This window comes from Pseudomonas sp. TAE6080, from assembly GCF_018732265.1.
Taxonomy (GTDB): domain Bacteria; phylum Pseudomonadota; class Gammaproteobacteria; order Pseudomonadales; family Pseudomonadaceae; genus Aquipseudomonas; species Aquipseudomonas brenneri.
Genome location: NZ_JAHIDY010000008.1, coordinates 66,265 through 82,440, shown reverse-complemented (window position 1 = coordinate 82,440; position 16,176 = coordinate 66,265). Strand labels below are relative to the sequence as shown.

13 protein-coding genes are annotated in these 16,176 nt (G+C 60.8%); 8 read left to right on the top strand and 5 right to left on the bottom strand.

Going from position 1 to position 16,176, the window contains the following annotated elements; genetic code table 11:
- Positions 1 to 42: 42 nt before the first annotated feature.
- Positions 43 to 969, bottom strand: a complete 927-nt coding sequence (gene tal / locus KL786_RS08490; RefSeq protein ID WP_032863284.1) for a transaldolase — start codon at positions 967 to 969, stop codon at positions 43 to 45.
- A 395-nt stretch (positions 970 to 1,364) separates the two neighbouring features.
- Between tal and KL786_RS08485 the strand changes: the two genes are divergently transcribed.
- The 3 genes from KL786_RS08485 to KL786_RS08475 are packed head-to-tail and all read left to right on the top strand — an operon-like array spanning position 1,365 to position 5,995.
- Positions 1,365 to 2,948 carry a BCCT family transporter gene (locus tag KL786_RS08485; protein ID WP_215517316.1) on the top strand — a complete coding sequence of 528 codons (1,584 nt, stop codon included), beginning with the start codon at positions 1,365 to 1,367 and terminating at the stop codon, positions 2,946 to 2,948.
- Positions 2,949 to 2,975: 27 nt separating this feature from the next.
- Positions 2,976 to 4,985: a CocE/NonD family hydrolase gene (locus KL786_RS08480; RefSeq protein WP_215517315.1), complete on the top strand. Its 2,010-nt coding sequence runs from the start codon at positions 2,976 to 2,978 to the stop codon at positions 4,983 to 4,985.
- Positions 4,986 to 5,035: 50 nt separating this feature from the next.
- The gene (locus KL786_RS08475) at positions 5,036 to 5,995 is read left to right on the top strand and encodes a LysR substrate-binding domain-containing protein (RefSeq protein ID WP_215517314.1); all 960 of its coding nucleotides are present in this window, start codon (positions 5,036 to 5,038) and stop codon (positions 5,993 to 5,995) included.
- A 49-nt stretch (positions 5,996 to 6,044) separates the two neighbouring features.
- Here the strand turns inward: KL786_RS08475 and KL786_RS08470 are convergent, their stop codons facing one another.
- Positions 6,045 to 7,178, bottom strand: coding sequence for a catalase family protein (locus tag KL786_RS08470; protein ID WP_215517313.1), 1,134 nt, complete (start codon positions 7,176 to 7,178; stop codon positions 6,045 to 6,047).
- 29 nt (positions 7,179 to 7,207) lie between these two features.
- A complete protein-coding gene (locus KL786_RS08465) occupies positions 7,208 to 9,016 on the bottom strand; it encodes a di-heme-cytochrome C peroxidase (RefSeq protein ID WP_215517312.1) in 1,809 nt (602 codons plus the stop codon).
- Between the two features lie 258 nt (positions 9,017 to 9,274).
- Here KL786_RS08465 and bamJ point away from each other — a divergent pair, with 258 nt between their 5' ends.
- From bamJ to KL786_RS08440, 5 genes are all read left to right on the top strand, one after another.
- The gene (gene bamJ / locus KL786_RS08460) at positions 9,275 to 10,003 is read left to right on the top strand and encodes a BamJ family beta-barrel-assembly machinery protein (RefSeq protein WP_032863277.1); all 729 of its coding nucleotides are present in this window, start codon (positions 9,275 to 9,277) and stop codon (positions 10,001 to 10,003) included.
- Between the two features lie 444 nt (positions 10,004 to 10,447).
- Positions 10,448 to 10,903 carry a YkvA family protein gene (locus KL786_RS08455; RefSeq protein WP_076964616.1) on the top strand — a complete coding sequence of 152 codons (456 nt, stop codon included), beginning with the start codon at positions 10,448 to 10,450 and terminating at the stop codon, positions 10,901 to 10,903.
- 97 nt (positions 10,904 to 11,000) lie between these two features.
- Positions 11,001 to 11,339 carry a helix-turn-helix domain-containing protein gene (locus KL786_RS08450; RefSeq protein WP_215517311.1) on the top strand — a complete coding sequence of 113 codons (339 nt, stop codon included), beginning with the start codon at positions 11,001 to 11,003 and terminating at the stop codon, positions 11,337 to 11,339.
- Positions 11,336 to 11,707: a hypothetical protein gene (locus KL786_RS08445; RefSeq protein WP_076964618.1), complete on the top strand. Its 372-nt coding sequence runs from the start codon at positions 11,336 to 11,338 to the stop codon at positions 11,705 to 11,707. Before KL786_RS08450 ends, KL786_RS08445 begins: the two co-directional genes overlap by 4 nt.
- The gene (locus KL786_RS08440; protein WP_032863273.1) at positions 11,708 to 12,094 is read left to right on the top strand and encodes a tetratricopeptide repeat protein; all 387 of its coding nucleotides are present in this window, start codon (positions 11,708 to 11,710) and stop codon (positions 12,092 to 12,094) included.
- An 18-nt stretch (positions 12,095 to 12,112) separates the two neighbouring features.
- On the opposite strand, the gene KL786_RS08435 is transcribed toward KL786_RS08440, so the two are convergent.
- Positions 12,113 to 13,870: a bifunctional diguanylate cyclase/phosphodiesterase gene (locus tag KL786_RS08435; RefSeq protein ID WP_286675707.1), complete on the bottom strand. Its 1,758-nt coding sequence runs from the start codon at positions 13,868 to 13,870 to the stop codon at positions 12,113 to 12,115.
- Between the two features lie 118 nt (positions 13,871 to 13,988).
- Complete coding sequence (locus KL786_RS08430) at positions 13,989 to 16,070, bottom strand: carboxy terminal-processing peptidase (protein ID WP_174553792.1); 2,082 nt, start codon at positions 16,068 to 16,070, stop codon at positions 13,989 to 13,991.
- Between the last annotated feature and the right edge of the window lie 106 nt (positions 16,071 to 16,176).

Here is a 16,176-nt window from a genome sequence, read left to right as displayed (position 1 = left end):
CGGCATCCTAACGGATACCGCCCTTTTTACCGCGCCCGCTTTTTACAGCTTGGCGCTCAACAACGCCTCCAGTTTCTCCTGGTCACGAGCAAACTGACGAATGCCCTCAGCCAGCTTCTCAGTGGCCATGGCATCCTCGTTGGACTCCCAACGGAATTGCGCCTCGGTCATGTGCACACGGGCTTCACCGGCATGGCCTGGGGCCAACTTGCGCGCAAGCTTGCCATTGTCGGCTGCCAGCTTCTCCAGCAAATCCGGGCTGATGGTCAGGCGATCGCAGCCGGCCAGCTCTTCGATCTGGCTCAGGTTGCGGAAACTCGCGCCCATCACCACAGTCTTGTAGCCATTGGCCTTGTAGTAGTTGTAGATGCGCGTTACCGACTGCACGCCTGGGTCATCGGCACCGGTGTAGTCGTTGCCATTGGCCTTTTTGTACCAGTCGTAGATACGACCCACGAACGGCGAAATCAGGAACACCCCGGCTTCAGCGCAGGCCACGGCCTGGGCGAAGGAGAACAACAGGGTCAGGTTGGTCTGGATACCTTCCTTTTCCAACTGCTCGGCGGCGCGAATGCCTTCCCAGGTGGATGCGATCTTGATCAGCACGCGGTCGCGGCCAATGCCAGCGTCTTCGTACAGGCCGATCAGGCGATGTGCGCGCTTGAGTACCGCGTCAGTGTCGAACGACAGGCGGGCATCCACCTCGGTGGAAATACGCCCTGGCACCACTTTAAGGATCTCTTGCCCGACGGCCACCGCAAAACGGTCACTGGCCAGGCCCACATCACCGTTGCAATCCTGTACGCAGGCATCCAGCAGCTTGGCGTAGGCTGGAATTGACGCAGCCTTGAGCAAGAGGGACGGGTTGGTGGTGGCATCCTGCGGCTTGACGCGGGCGATAGCTTCAAAGTCGCCGGTATCGGCCACTACCGTCGTGAATTGCTTGAGTTGTTCCAGCTTGGAAGTCATGGGCGTGCTCTATCCTATGGGTCTGATGACATTACCCGAGGGTCGATAGCCGCTCAAGGGCGCAAATGCATTCGATCGTTTGCGAGGGCAACAACCTGAAAACAGTCGTTTGAATGACCATACACTTGCACCTATCCTCGCCATCGCAGGCAAGCAAGCTCTCACATTTTTGACCTTCATAGATCAAGTGAATGTCATTCTGCTTTTGTTGAAAGTCTCTGATCAGCTCATGAGCTGACGGAATACCCCCATACCTATTGGTCGATTGCATCGCAGCCGGCACTCACGCTTATCTATACCCACGCGAAGACTTCAAGGCGGGCGCTCACGGTGCCCGCTTTCTAACAATGGCCTGCAAAGGCAATAAAAATAGTCTGTCTGGGGAAGCGCACGAGATGAAATACCCATTGCGTCCTTTGGTCTTCTGGCCAACCTTTCTGATTCTGCTGGTGGCGGTGATCGCCAGCTACGTCGACCTCAAGGCATTCCTCGCCGTGAGCAAGCAACTCAATACGGTGATCCTGCAAAACTTTTCCTGGCTGTTCAGCGCCGGTTCCTTTGCCATGGTGGTACTGACCGCGATCGTCTATTTTTCGCCCCTGGGCAAGGTGCGCATCGGCGGAGAGGGCGCTACGCCCCTGTTGAGCAAATGGCGTTGGTTCATGGTCGCGCTGTGTACCACCCTGGCGGTGGGCGTGTTGTTCTGGACCACGGCCGAACCGCTCTACCATGTGTATTCACCGCCCAGCAGCCTGCCGATCGAGGCGGGCAGCGCGGCGGCCAAAAGTTTTGCCCTGTCGACGATGTTCCTGCACTGGACGATCACCCCTTACGCGATTTACCTGGTGCCCTCCCTGGTCTTTGCCCTGGTGTTCTACAACCTGCGCAGCCATTTCTCGATTGGCGCCATGTTGCAACCCTTGCTCGGCGCCGCGCGGGTCAAGCGGTATGCCGGGCTGATCGACACCCTGGCAATGTTCGCCCTGGTGACGGGCATGGCCTCGTCCCTGGGCACCGGCGCGCTGACCTTGTCCGGCGGCCTGAGCCAATACATCGGCGGCGAAACCACGCCGTTGCGCCTGGCGCTGATCATCGCGGTGATCGTCATCACTTTCGTGGCCTCGGCTGCCAGCGGCCTGCAACGCGGCATCGTCATGCTGTCGTCGTTCAACACCTGGATCATGCTGGCCCTGGGCGGGTTTGTATTGCTGTGCGGGCCGACCCTGTACATGTTCAGCCTGGGCGTCGAGTCCCTGGGGGTCTACCTCGACACCTTTTTCAGCCGCAGCCTGTTCACCGGCGCTGCCAGTGGCGACAGCTGGCCGCAGAGTTGGACGGTGTTCTACTGGTCGGTGTGGTTCGCCTGGGCCCCGGTCAGTGCGCTGTTTCTCGGCAAGATCGGCCGGGGCTACACGGTGCGCGAATTTATCCATATCAACATGCTGTACCCGGCGTTGTTCACCGCGCTGTGGATCTGCATCTTTTCCGGCAGCAGCCTGTACTTCGATGCGCTGGGCGACGGCAGTTTGAACCGCGTGCTCAACGAACAAGGCGTGGAGCATGTGTTGTACCAGATGTTCCAGCAGTTGCCGGCCAGCGGCTTGATGATTGCGTTCCTGCTGTTTGTCGCGTTCATCTCGTTCGTCACTGCCGCCGACTCCAGCACCGACGTGATCGCCAACCTGTGCAGCAAGGGGGTTACCGCTGATTCGGACCTGGACGGCAACCCGCTGCTGAAGATCGTCTGGGGCGTGATCATCGGCACGGTGTCCTGGGTCATGGTGGCCTTTGTCGGTATCGACGGGGTGAAGATGCTCTCCAACCTCGGCGGCTTGCCGGGAATGATCCTGGTGCTGCTGGCCAGCACGTCGTTGATCTACTGGTTGAAGAACCCGGCGCTGCTGGAGGTAAAGGCAGTGGCACCGACGATTGAGCCTGGCCTGCGTGATGCCAGCCCCGTGGCGGATTTTGCCCGCTGACTTGCCTGTTTGTTGCTGGAGTTACCGATGGAAATCGTCACCGAATTTGCCTACACAGTCCGTGAAATAGAACATTGCCTGATCCCCATGAGCGACGGTACGCAACTGGCGGCTCGCATCTGGCTGCCTGAAACCGCCAGCGCGCAGGCCTTCCCGGCGATCCTCGAATACTTGCCCTATCGCAAGCGCGATGGCACGGCGGTGCGCGATGCGCTGACCCATCCGTGGATGGCGGGGCAGGGCTATGTCTGCGTGCGCGTTGATATGCGCGGCAACGGCGAATCCGAGGGCTTGATGGCCGACGAGTACCTGTTGCAGGAACAGAATGACGCCCTCGAAGTGATCGAATGGCTGTGCCAGCAACCCTGGTGCGACGGCAACCTGGGGATGATGGGCATCTCCTGGGGTGGTTTCAACAGCCTGCAAGTCGCGGCGCGCCAGCCCGAGGCGTTGAAGGCGATCATCACCCTGTGCTCCACCGATGACCGCTTTGCCGATGACATCCATTACAAGGGCGGCAACCTGCTGCTGGAGAACTTCGGCTGGGCCGCAACCATGCTCAACTTCAGCGCGGCGGTGCCGGACCCGCAACTGGTCGGCGATGCCTGGAAAACCCTGTGGCATCAACGCCTGGACGCCATGCCGTTGCTGGCCGAAACCTGGTTGCAGCACCAGACCCGCGATGCCTACTGGCGTCACGGCTCGGTCTGCGAGGACTACTCGGCGATCAAGGCGGCGGTGTACGCCGTGGGCGGTTGGGGCGACGCCTACAAGAATGCGGTGCCGCGCCTGATGCAGCATCTGCCAGGCCCGAAGAAAGCCATGATCGGCCCATGGATCCACAAGTACCCGCATTTTGCCGTGCCCAACCCGGCCATTGGTTTCCTGCAGGAGGCCAAGCGCTGGTGGGACCATTGGCTCAAAGGTATCGATAATGGGGTAATGGACGACGCAGCCTGCACCTTTTACCTACAGGATGTACTGGCACCCAAAGGCAGTTATGCCGAGCGGCCGGGCATCTGGGTGCAGACATCGGGCTGGCCCGATTCCCAGGTCCAATGGACTGACTACAGCCTCGACGACCGTGGCCTCACGCCCGGCCTGCAGCCACTGGGCAGCGCACGCAGGATCTGTTCGCCACTGACCACTGGCCTGCACCAGGGCGAATACTGCGCCATCTGGTTCGGCCCTGACGGCCCGACCGATCAGCGTCGCGACGATGCGCAATCGCTGTGTTTCGACTCCCAGCCACTGGCCGAACCCCTGGCGCTGCTGGGCGATGTGCGTTTGCAACTGCGCCTGGCCAGCGATACCACCTGCGGGCAACTGGTGGCGCGACTGAATGCCGTGGCGCCCGACGGCCAGGTCACGCAGATCACCTACGGCGTGCTTAACCTTGCCCTGCGTGAAGATGCCTCGCGTCTGACACCACCCGTGCCAGGCGAACCCATGGACGTGCAGTTGAGCCTGGATCACATCGGCACGCGGGTGCCGGCTGGCCATCGTCTGCGCCTGGCCCTCAGCACCGCGAGTTTTCCGTTGCTGTGGCCCAGCCGTGAGCTGACCACCCTGACCGTGCTACCCGCCCTGCAACGTGTGCAATTGCCGATCTTCAGTGGTGCGGCGGTGCCATGCCCATTCGGCGCACCGCAAGCGGCTGCCCCGGCGGCACTGCAGACTCTGCGGGCGGCCGCACCCAAGCGCACGTTGATCGAGGATGTGGGCAGTGGCGAAGTCTGCGTGAAAATCGAGGACGACCTGGGCGCTGTGCGCTTCACCGAGCACGGTCTGGCGGTGGACCAGCGCTGCACCGAGCTCTATCGCACCTTGCCCTGGGACCCGTTGTCGACCCGGGCCGATATCCAGTGGCACTACCGCGTCGAGCGCGGGCCGTGGTCGGTGGAAGTCGACAGCCGCCTGCAGGTGCATGCCGACGCCCAGTGGTTCTACGTCGAGGCCCAACAGCACGCGCGGGAAAACGGGGTACAGGTCCATCACCGAACCTGGAACAAACGTGTCGCGCGGGTCGCGTTGTGAGCGGGCAAATGGCAGGATGCCTGCTTGTCTGATCAACCACGGGCCCCTGCATGTCGCGCCGAAACGTCGATCTTCCACCGCTCAATTGTTTGCAGACGTTTGAAGCGGCCGCCCGTCATTTGAGTTTCACCCAGGCGGCCCATGAGCTGAACCTGACCCAAAGCGCGGTGAGCCGGCAGATCAAGCGCCTGGAGGAAGACCTGGCGCGGCCGCTGTTTTATCGGCTGGCCTTGGGCCTGAGCCTGACACCGGCCGGCGTGCGTTACTTTCGCACCATCCAGCGGCTGCTGCGCGAGCTTGATCGCGAGTCGGCGGAGCTGCGCCGGCGTGGCGCCGATCGCCAACTGACCCTGGCCAGCACGCCGACTATCAGTTCCATCTGGCTTGCTGCGCTGCTGCCGGCCTTCCAGCGTGAGCACCCGGACCTGGATATCCGCATCTTGTGCAGTGAAAGCCCAAGCCACCTGGATGTCAGCGAATATGACCTGGGCCTGTTCTATCACCTGGACGAACTGCCGCCGCCCCACGGCCTGGAACTGACCCCGGTATTTGCCAGCGAACAGGTCATTACCGTGTGCAGCCCCGGCTACATTGAGCGTCACGGCACGATCCGCGATGCCCAACACCTGCTGCACAGTCACACCTTGTTGATCGTCGAAGACCACTATCACGACTGGCTGACCTGGGCCGACTGGTTCGCCGATATCGGTGCGCAATACCACACGCCCCGTCATGCCTTGCGCACCAACAGCTATCAGTTGCTGATGCAGTCGGCGGTGATGGGGCACGGTGTGGCCCTGGGCTGGAAGTGCTTGCTGGAGGGTGAACTGGCGGCTGGCCGCCTGCAACTGGCCTTGCCCCACCACATGCACAGCCGTGGCCGCCTGCAACTGATGCAACCGCAGCACCGCAACCCGCCCTCGGCGGCGCGCAGCTTTCAGCAATGGTTGCTGGCCAATCCTGTGGGAGCGGGCTTGCCCGCGATGGTCGTCAACGATAACGCTGGGTGACTGACACCCTGATTGTCATCGCTGGCCAGCCAGCTCCTCCAGGGTTTAGTCAGGGAGTGTTACGGCTATGCCGATAATCACTCACCGCCTCATACACCGCCTTGCGCAACCGGTTGATCCCACCAATCGGCCGGTGTTCCTCCACGCCAAACCACGGGTTGAACGACTGGTTGTCACAGGCCAGGTTCAGCGCAGGTGTGTCGAAATCCTGCGCCGGAATGCGAATTTTCGCCACGCTCTCGTAGGGCGCGTCGCTTTCCTTCCATTCGATACTGGTGTCTTCGATAGGCATGTATTTCTGTGGGTTCTGGCGCTGGATCTGCAACACAAAACACGCGTCGATACGGTCGGTGGACAACTGCTGGTTCAAGGCGCTGCGCAAGAAGTTCGGCAAGTCCTGGTTCTGTTTCGGCAGGCTGTATGGCGGGCAGCTCTGCGGGTCTGGCGCAACGCGGAACTTGGCGTTGGCCGCACCAAACTTGTAGGGCGATACTGAAAAGTACGTCGCCTCTGTCGGGCTGGCCGGCGCCGGCGCCAGCGTCGCGAGGGCGATAAACAGATGTCGCACCTGCCAACTGCGTGGGTCTAGGCTGGGGAAAAACGCCATGGCTTTCTGGCCATCGGCCTGGGCCCCGATGTTTTGCGCGTACTCCGCCACGTCGCTGACGAAAAAGTTGGGGTGGCTGAACATCACAAAGTCCTGCTCGGCACGCGCCTGTTGATCGGCCAGCAGTTGCTTGCCCGGCACGTCCAGCAGTTTGATCGCCATGCCGCGGGCGTCGCGGATGCTATCGAACTGTGGATAAGCGTTGCCGTTGGACAGGCGCATCAGCGCCTGCCAGGTCTTGCCCGGTTCAGCGAACACGCCCTGGCGCAACGCCGGGTCGAGGCCCGGCAGCACGCTGACTTCGGCTTTCACGCAGCCGTGGGCCTTGGCATGCGCATCACGCAGGTAGCGGGTGCCTTCGCGATGCTGGTCGACGATGCGCACCGCCGTCTGAATGATGCCTTGGGTCATGGCGGCTTCGCCGGGCGGGATCTGTTCCTCTACAGGCACCGGGCCGCTGTGGTGCCAGGCGAACCACAGGGTGGCCGCCAGCCAGCCGAGCAAGCCCAGGCCCACCAGCCATAACAGTGTCTTGCCGAGAAATGCGCCGAGGCGCAACCACAGTCGAGCGAGCATGGAACGATCCTTGTATCGAAAGGGGGAAGTCATGGCAGTTGCTGCTCCAACGGGCCGCCCAGTACTTTCAGGTACTCGAGCAGCGCCCAGCGTTCCTCAGGCTCCAGGCCCCGGCCAATCACCCCGTTGCCACGCTTGCCTGCGCGAAATTCGTGGCCGCTGTTGTGGTTGCCGGTGATGTTTGTATCGAACAGGAAGGCGTTTTTAAAGGCTTCGGTGCGATAACCCAGGTGGCGCGGGTCGTAATCGAAGGTGCCTTTATAGAAGGTACGACTGCGCTCGTACTGTGGCGAAAGCAACTGGTAGAGCGTAGGCACCGAGCCATTGTGCAGGAACGGCGGCGTGGCCCACACGCCGGCCAGTGGGCGGGCCTTGTAGGCCCACAGTTCGCGCACGCCGATGGGCAGGCCGTAGCCGTCCAGGCGTGGGCGTTCTGCCGGGGTGATGCCGGCGGCGCGGTAGGCGTGTTCTTCGACAAATGCGGTGACATAAGCCAGGCCCTTGGCCACAGACAGGCTGCGCAGGTCCAGCGGTTCGGTCGGTGTCGGGTGCAACTCGACATTCAACTGCGCCAACTCGGCCGGGTCCCATTGCAGGGCGCTGAGGTCATAGCGCTGGTTGGCAATATTGCTGGCGGTGCCGGGGTCGGTGCCGATGTAGTCCACGGGCAGCATTTTCAGTTGTTGCACCGGGCGCCCGTTGACCAGGGTTACGCTGGGTACGTGGCAGCCGGCGCAGTTTTCGGCAAACAGCGCGCGGCCCCTGGCGGCCAGGGGTTTGTCCACGGCACCGAACAACGCTTCAGGCCAGGTCGGTGGTTTGAGCCGTTGCAGGGTTTCTTCGATCAGGTTCAAGTCACGCACCCGCACGCTGGAGGGGTAGCGCGCCTCGCCCTTGAGCGGCTGGCCGGCGCTGTCGAAGAAGTCCAGGGTCGCGCCCACGCCCAACGCCTCGCCGATATTACGCGCCATGGGTTGCTGGGCCGAGCCATTCCATTGCACCCAGTCGAAGGTCCACATGTCCCACAACTGCGGGTAGTCCACCGGCGCGTTGGCGATACGGTAGTTGTCCGGCGAAATGGCATCACCAAAGCTGGCGTTGGCGATACGACCGAAGGCGTCGGTGCGCCCCGGGCCTTCTTCGGTGGGGTAGAGGCCACGGTGGGTATCGTTCCAGGCCACCTTGAGGAAGGTGTCCAGGGACTTTTTGAAGTCCTGGCGCAACTGATCGTACTGGGCGTCGTATTGATCCCCCAGCACGTTGTGGGCAAAACGCCTGAACTTCAGCGGGTTGTAATAGGTGGCGGCGAGGCTGGCCACTAGGGCCTGGCCGAAGCTGCCACCGCGCAGGGTCGGTACGCTGGAGGGCAGCACGTGTTGCGCTGCGCCCCCGTCGATGCGCAGCGCCTGGCCATTGAAGCGCAACTCGCCGGTGTGGCAGGCGGCGCAGGTGATATCGAGAAACTCCGCGTTGCTGCCGGCATTCTTGTGCCGGGCGAAGCCAGCGGGCAGGTTGCCGGGGTTCTGGGGTGTGGCCTGTTGCCGCGGGTCTACCAGGAAACCGAACCGCGCAAGGTAAGCCGGTTCGGCAAAGCGCTGCTCGGAAAACGGCAGCTCCAGCGCGGTGAACCAGTTATAACGCAGGCCCTTGACCTGGGTGCCCTGGGGCGTGAAGTAGTAGACCTGGCGGTCGGCGGTGGTCCATTGGTCCTGGTAGTGCACCTGGTCCACCGGCACGTAATCCGGCAGCTTCGGGTTGAGCACGTAATAAAGCACCACGGCCAGAGCCAGTCCCAGAAGTGACAGGATCAGGAGTAAAACACGGGAAAAAATGCGCAAGATAACTATCCTTGTCGAGTTGTTGCGTCCTTATGCCACCGAGCGAGGCAGGCGGCAAGTAGCCATGATCGGTCTGCACCGGCGGTTTTCGGCTTGCCTGCTGTCCTTCGTCGGACTTTGACGCAGATGAAAATGCTTTTAAACACGTGAACTTATCAGAAGTTTCCTGCTCACATGCCGGTAGCCATTGGTCGTGGCCGCCTGATAAGCTCGCGACTTTATTCGAATGCCCTTTTGGCGCATGAACAAGGAAATAGCATGAAACAGCATCGGTTGGCGGCGGCGGTGGCCCTGGTTAGCCTGGTACTTGCGGGTTGTGATTCGCAAACCAGCGTAGAGCTGAAAACCCCGGCGCAGAAAGCTTCCTACGGTATCGGCCTGAACATGGGCAAAAGCCTGGCTCAGGAAGGTATGGATGACCTGGACTCCAAGGCAGTTGCCCAAGGCATCGAAGATGCCGTCGGCAAGAAAGAGCAGAAGCTGAAGGACGAAGAACTGGTTGAAGCCTTTTCCGCACTGCAAAAGCGTGCTGAAGAGCGCATGACCAAGATGAGCGAAGAGTCGGCAGCCGCCGGCAAGAAATACCTCGAAGACAACGCCAAGAAAGACGGCGTGGTCACCACCGCTTCCGGTCTGCAATACAAGATCGTGAAGAAGGCCGAAGGCGCCCAGCCCAAGCCGACCGACGTAGTGACTGTGCACTACACCGGCAAGCTGACCAACGGCACCACCTTTGACAGCTCCGTGGATCGCGGCAGCCCGATTGACCTGCCGGTCAGCGGCGTGATCCCGGGTTGGGTCGAAGGCCTGCAACTGATGCACGTGGGTGAGAAGGTCGAGTTGTACATCCCGTCCGACCTGGCCTACGGCGCCCAGAGCCCGAGCCCGGCGATTCCAGCCAACTCCGTACTGGTCTTTGACCTGGAGCTGCTGGCAATCAAGGACCCGGCCAAGGCCGAGGCTCCTGAGGCACCTGCTGCCAAGTAAGCAGCAGTTGAACATCCAACGCCCCGTTTATACGGGGCGTTGTTGTTTCTGGGCCAGGGCTTGATCCGTGTGGGAGCTGTCGAGCCCCGGCGAGGCTGCGATAGCAGTGGGTCAGGCAACATTGCTGCTGGTAATGCCGCCGCCATCGCCGCCTCGCTAAAGCTCGACAGCTCCCACAGTTGACCGTGGTTGTGGAGGGGCGTGGGTTAAATCCGAACGAACGCCTGCGACTTAGAGCAGTCTGATGCTATACCTCGGCACGGGTAGCCGCAGATGCACCCCAAGTCAATGAAATCTTGGGATTTTTTTATGTGCGCAAAAAACGCCCGATCTGACTGTAGGCCTTGTATTACGGGGCTTTCAGCCGCGAAAATGGCCTCTGTTCACAAGGTTATCCACAAGTTGTGTGGATAACCTTTTCTCTCGCCTGGAACTGGAGTGACGATGAAAGCACCCTGGAATTTCACCCGCTTCCTACCGTTGGCCGCACGGCTGCTCGGGCGTGGACGCCTGCCGACCTTGTTGTTCGCGGTCGCCGCCAAAGGCTCAAGCCAGGGTAACCGCCTGGGCAAGCTCAAGGACGACCTCAAGCTGCTCCAGGCGCTGTGCCTGGCCTACTGGCGTGGCGAGTACCGGGCGATCAGCCCCAAGGCGCTGATATCGGTGGTAGCGGGGCTGATGTACTTTCTCAGCCCGATTGATGCGATCCCGGACTTTTTGCCCATGTTCGGCATGCTCGATGACATCGCGGTACTGGCCTGGGTCATGAAGTCCCTGGACGGTGAGTTGAGTGCCTTCCGCGCCTGGCGTGAACGCCAACGCCCGGAGAAGCTGGTGGTGGTCGAGCGCTTGCCCGCCACACCGCAGCTTCTGGAGCAGGAAAACCCGAAAAAAAACTGAAGGCGCGGATTATCCCCCTGCGCTCTTTGCGGCTGTTAGGATTACACTCCTAAGGAAAGTACTTACTTCGTAAGTGTTGTGATCCTACGGGGCAGTCATGGATATACAGATCATTTCACGGGATGGCGAACCCGAATATGCGGTTCTGCCATGGGCTCAGTACCAGGCGCTGTTAACAGCCGCCGGCCTGCAGCAACCAAGCACTCCTGCTGTACAGACCCCTCCCGTCGCGACCGCGACGGATCTACGCCCCCTGGCGCACTTGCGCAACCTGCGCGAAGCCAAGGGCCTGGCCATTGAGGCATTGGCCCGCACCGTGGGCATCAGCCCGTCCTACCTGGGCTTGATTGAAAGTGGTGAACGCCAGCCGGATGCCGCGATCCGTCGCAGCCTGGCCTGGGAGTTGGGGATTGCTGGGTGGAGGGATGAAACGTGAGTGTGCGCATCAGCCGTCAACATTGGGATGGGTTGCTCAACGAACTTGATCAGGCCCGTCGCCAACGCCATCTTTTGACTTATCGTGCATTGCTTGAGCGCCTGCAGTTTCCGACGCCGGCGATGCAAACCCTGACCGCGGCCCTGGAACACCTGGCTGCCCTGGATGCCAAGGCCGAGCAACCGCTACGCAGTTCCCTGGTAATCAGCCAGGGCGCGAGCCGGTTGCCGCGTACCGGTTTTTTTGAATGTGTCGAACGCCTTGGGCGTTTCTGTGGACCTTCCGATGGTGTCGCCGCAGCATCCTGGCATGCCTCGGAAGTGGTCCGAGTGTTCGAGTACCAATATCCTGAATCAGCGGAGGCCTGAGTGTTCTGGAAGCTCAAAGCGTATGCCAGCTATTGGCTGGCACGCCGGTTGTTTCATTGGTCATGGTTTGTGCGTCAGCCCCGTGGCTGGCACTGGCTGGAGGGCCAGTTCGCACGCATGGCCAACCTGGGCAATGTCGATGCACAAAGTTTTTATGGGCATATCCTGACCTTTCGTGGCCAAGGGCTGGGCGCGCGGGAAGAAGGCGTGCGCTTGCTGCGCCTGGCGGGGCAGGCAGGCGATGGCAAGGCGGCCTATCAAGTCGGTGTGCTGAGCCTGGCAGGCAGCCTGGGCAAGGCCCCGGACCCGGCTGAAGCCGCACGTTGGTGGACCATCGCCGCCAAGGCCGGGCATCCGCTGGCGCAGATACGCCTGGAGCAGTTGTAGGCGCCGGTAAGCCAGTTCCTACAGGAGTTCGCGGCTGTCGATCACGTGGATGCTGTAGCCGGCCACGTTCTTGGCGTGATGCTTGGCCTGCGAGGCCAATTCGGCCAGTTGGCTGGCATCCAGGTGGCCACAGCTCAATGGATGCAGATGCACCACGCCGATGGACAACGACAGCAGGGCAAACTCCTGACGCAGGCCTTGGCGATTCAGGGCGATAAAACAGCCGGCCTCCAGATGCTCACTGCGGTAGAAACGCCGGCACTGGGTCTGGAAATCATCCACCAACTGGTTGAGCCGCTTACGCCAATCCTGGGCGCCGAGCACCAGCAAAAAGTCATCGCCACCAATATGCCCGACAAAGTCGCGGCTGGGGTCCACCCGGTCGTTGAGGCATTGTGCCAGGCACAGCAGCACTTCATCGCCACGCCCATAGCCATAGATATCGTTGAACGGCTTGAAACTGTCGATATCCACATAACAAATCACTGACTCGCGCTGCTGCTGCAACAGCCGTGTCAGGCACTGCTGGATTGGCACGTTGCCCGGTAGCAGGGTCAGCGGGTTGGCGTAGCGCGCCTGTTGGATTTTCAGCTCAGTAATCAACTTGAGCACGTCGATCACCCGGCCCAACCCCAGGTAGTTGCCGTTCTGGGTGATGATGAAATCTTCTTCGATCCGTTGCCGCGCCCGACTGGTCAGCAGGCGGCTGACCTGTTGCAACGACTGGCTCAGCTCCACGGCCAGGAAGTCATCGCTCATCAAGCGGCTGATGGGCTTGCGCGCAAACAGGTCGGTGGCAAACGGCTTGAGCAGCACATCAGACAACGAGTGCCGATGCACGATACCGATGGGCTGGCCAAGCTCGTCCAGCACCGCCAGGGAATTGAGGTTGGCCTGGCGGCGAAAGGCTTCCAGCACATTGGCGGTAGGCGTGTGCTGGGCCACGGCGGGTTGTTCGTTGAGCAGGGCGCTGAGGTCGCTGGCTTCTTCGTTGAGCGAGACGCTGGTGCTGTCGGGCCTGGCCAGCATCAACCGCGCTTCCTGGGGTGGATGCTCCTGGGGACGACACAGCAGGTAGCCCTGGATCAGGTCCACACCCATTTCCGTCAATACCGCCAACTCTTCCTGCAACTCGATACCTTCGGCAATCACCTGCGCGCGGGAGGCCCTGGCGATTTGCAGGATCGAGCCGACAAACTCACGCTTGAGCGCATCCTGGTGGATCCCGTCGATAAAGTGTCGGTCGATCTTCACATAGTCGGGGCGCAATTCAGACCACAGCCGCAGGCTCGAATAGCCGGCACCCAAGTCATCCAGGGCAATCGAAAACCCCATGTTGCGGTAGTGATGCAGGGCGGTTTGCAGCAGTTGGAAGTCGTCGGTCGGTGATTGTTCGGTGAGTTCGATCACCACCTGGCTGGGCGCGATGCCGAAGTCGCGCAGCATGTGCAAGGTGCGCCCTGGTTGGTGGGTGGTCTCCAGCAACGATTCCGGTGAGACGTTGAGAAACAGCTTGCCCGGCAACTGTTGCTCGCTGAAGCGCCGACATGCGCTTTGCCGGCACGCCATCTCCAACTCATTGAGAAGCCCGCCCTGGCGTGCGACCGAAAACAGCGCCAGGGGCGAGTGCAACGGGCTGTTGGACGGGCCGCGGCTCAGGGCTTCGTAGCCGAGGATGCGACGTTCGGAGAGGCAAATGATCGGTTGGAACAGACTGTGCAAACTGCCTTGAGCCAGGATGGAGCCCAGGGCATTCAGCTGTTCGGTCATGGTCATGATGATCTCGGTCGAAAAAAAAGGACCGGGTGCCTGGGGCGCCCGGTCCTTCATTTCACGACAGAATGATGTCTATTTGATGACGCTCCGTGGAGCGCTCACATTAAATTGCCATCACTTACTGCTTGGCCACCGTCTTGCTGATTTTCAGGTAGTCCAGCAGAATCCTCCCGGTTTCGCTCAGGTAGGCATCATCTTCCGGCTTGGTCTTTTCAGGTTCGGTCGGCAGCGCGTCTTCGTCTTCTTTCTTCAGCTCCTTGAGGGCTTCTTCACCCTTGGCCTTGCGTCGGATGTTCTCCAGGGCCAGTTGCTGATTTTCGATGTCGGTGTGCTGCGCACGACGGTCCACTTCATTGAGGCTGACGGTCTTCTCGGCCATCAGCTTCTTGGCCAGGGCCAGCTTGTCGCGGATAAACACGAACTCGGCATCCTTGGCGGAGCGAGCGTCATGTTCTGTCTTGAGCTGGGCCAGGTACGGCTTGAAGGGGTCCGAGGCAGGCTTGATGGCCGGGCGGATGGTGTCCCACGGCATGGCTTCGGGCAGGGCGCTTTCGCCGATTTCCTTGGTGTCGATGATCGACGGGAAATCAATGTCCGGCAGCACGCCCTGGTGTTGGGTGCTCTGCCCGGAAACCCGGTAGAACTTGGCCAACGTCAGCTTGAGCTCGCCATGGTTGAGCGGCTGGATAGTCTGCACCGTGCCTTTGCCGAAGGTCTGGCCACCGATGATCAATGCGCGGTGGTAATCCTGCATCGCCCCGGCAAAAATCTCCGAGGCCGAAGCCGAGAGGCGGTTGACCAGCAACGCCATCGGCCCTTTATAGAAGGCCCCCGGGTTTTCGTCTTCCAGCACATCTACGCGGCCATCGGCGTTGCGCACCAACACGGTCGGACCCTTGTCGATAAACAGGCTGGTCAGCTCGGTGGCTTCCTGCAAGGAGCCGCCACCGTTGTTGCGCAGGTCGATGACCACACCGTCAACTTTCTCTTTGGAAAGCTCGGTGAGGATTTTCTTCACGTCGCGAGTGGTGCTCTTGTAGTCCGGATCGCCAGCACGGAAGGCCTTGAAGTCCAGGTAGAAGGCCGGGATTTCAATCACACCCAGCTTGTAGTCCTTGCCATCCTGCTTGAGGTTGAGGACTTTCTTCTGCACGGCCTGGTCTTCGAGCTTCACCGCTTCGCGGGTGATCGACACCACCTTGCTGGTCTGGTCGTTCGGCGCATTGGTGTGCGGAATCACTTCCAGGCGCACCACGCTGCCTTTCGGCCCACGGATCAGCTTGACCACTTCGTCCAGGCGCCAGCCGACTACGTCGACCATTTCTTTGTCAGCCTGGGCCACGCCGATGATCTTGTCGGCCGGAGCCACCTGCTTGGTCTTGTCCGCCGGGCCTGCCGGCACCAGGCGCACGATCTTGACCTGATCGTTGTCGCTCTGCAGCACGGCACCGATGCCTTCGAGGGACAGACTCATGTTGATATCAAAATTTTCCGCGTTATCTGGCGACAGATAATTGGTGTGCGGATCGTAGGACATCGCGAAGGTGTTGATATAGGCCTGGAAGATATCTTCGGCGCGGGTCTGCTCCAGGCGGCTCAATTGATTCTTGTAGCGCTTGGTCAGCAGTTCCTGGATCGCCTTGGGCTCTTTGCCGGCGATCTTCAGGCGCAGGACTTCATCCTTGACGCGCTTGCGCCACAGGTCATCCAGGGCGGCGGTGCTGGTCAGCCAAGGGGCGTCCTTGCGATCCACCAGCAGGGTTTCCTTCTGGGTGAAGTCGAGCTTGTCGACGCCTTTGTTCAGCTCACCCAGAGCGAAGTCCAGACGCGCTTTGACACGGTCCAGGTAACGCTTGTAGATGGTGAAGCCAGGCTGCAGGTCGCCGCTCTTGAGCAGGTCGTCGAACTGGGTCTTCCACTTGTCGAACTCAGCGATATCGCTGGCCAGGAAGTAGCTGCGCGAGGGATCCAGCAGCTTGAGGTAGCTGTCATAGATGATCACCGAACGCGCATCGTCCAGCGGCGGCTTGCTGTAATGGTGGCGCTTGAGCAACTCAACGACGTTAAGGCTGGCAATCACCTCGTCGCGATCGGGCTGAAGCTTGTCCCAGCTGTTGGCTGCGAACGTATTGGTCGACAGCGGCAACAGGCCGAGACCAATGAAAAGAGCGAGGGCGGTGCTGGGGAACAAATGCTTCATGCTGATTCGACGCGGGGGCAATTGATAACGCATATTAGGCCGTCTTTGAAGTCGCCGGTTCCATTTGGGCCGGTCGCATAATGCAAAAAGCCCGGCGCTACAGCAA

Coding starts and splice junctions, on each gene's coding strand:
- KL786_RS08485 (WP_215517316.1), top strand. CDS start 1,365: ATGAAATACCCATTGCGTCCTTTGGTCTTCTGGCCAACCTTTCTGATT.
- bamJ (WP_032863277.1), top strand. CDS start 9,275: ATGAAACAGCATCGGTTGGCGGCGGCGGTGGCCCTGGTTAGCCTGGTA.
- KL786_RS08435 (WP_286675707.1), bottom strand. CDS start 13,870: ATGACCATGACCGAACAGCTGAATGCCCTGGGCTCCATCCTGGCTCAA.
- KL786_RS08430 (WP_174553792.1), bottom strand. CDS start 16,070: ATGAAGCATTTGTTCCCCAGCACCGCCCTCGCTCTTTTCATTGGTCTC.
- KL786_RS08450 (WP_215517311.1), top strand. CDS start 11,001: ATGGATATACAGATCATTTCACGGGATGGCGAACCCGAATATGCGGTT.
- KL786_RS08480 (WP_215517315.1), top strand. CDS start 2,976: ATGGAAATCGTCACCGAATTTGCCTACACAGTCCGTGAAATAGAACAT.
- KL786_RS08455 (WP_076964616.1), top strand. CDS start 10,448: ATGAAAGCACCCTGGAATTTCACCCGCTTCCTACCGTTGGCCGCACGG.
- KL786_RS08470 (WP_215517313.1), bottom strand. CDS start 7,178: ATGCTCGCTCGACTGTGGTTGCGCCTCGGCGCATTTCTCGGCAAGACA.
- KL786_RS08475 (WP_215517314.1), top strand. CDS start 5,036: ATGTCGCGCCGAAACGTCGATCTTCCACCGCTCAATTGTTTGCAGACG.
- tal (WP_032863284.1), bottom strand. CDS start 969: ATGACTTCCAAGCTGGAACAACTCAAGCAATTCACGACGGTAGTGGCC.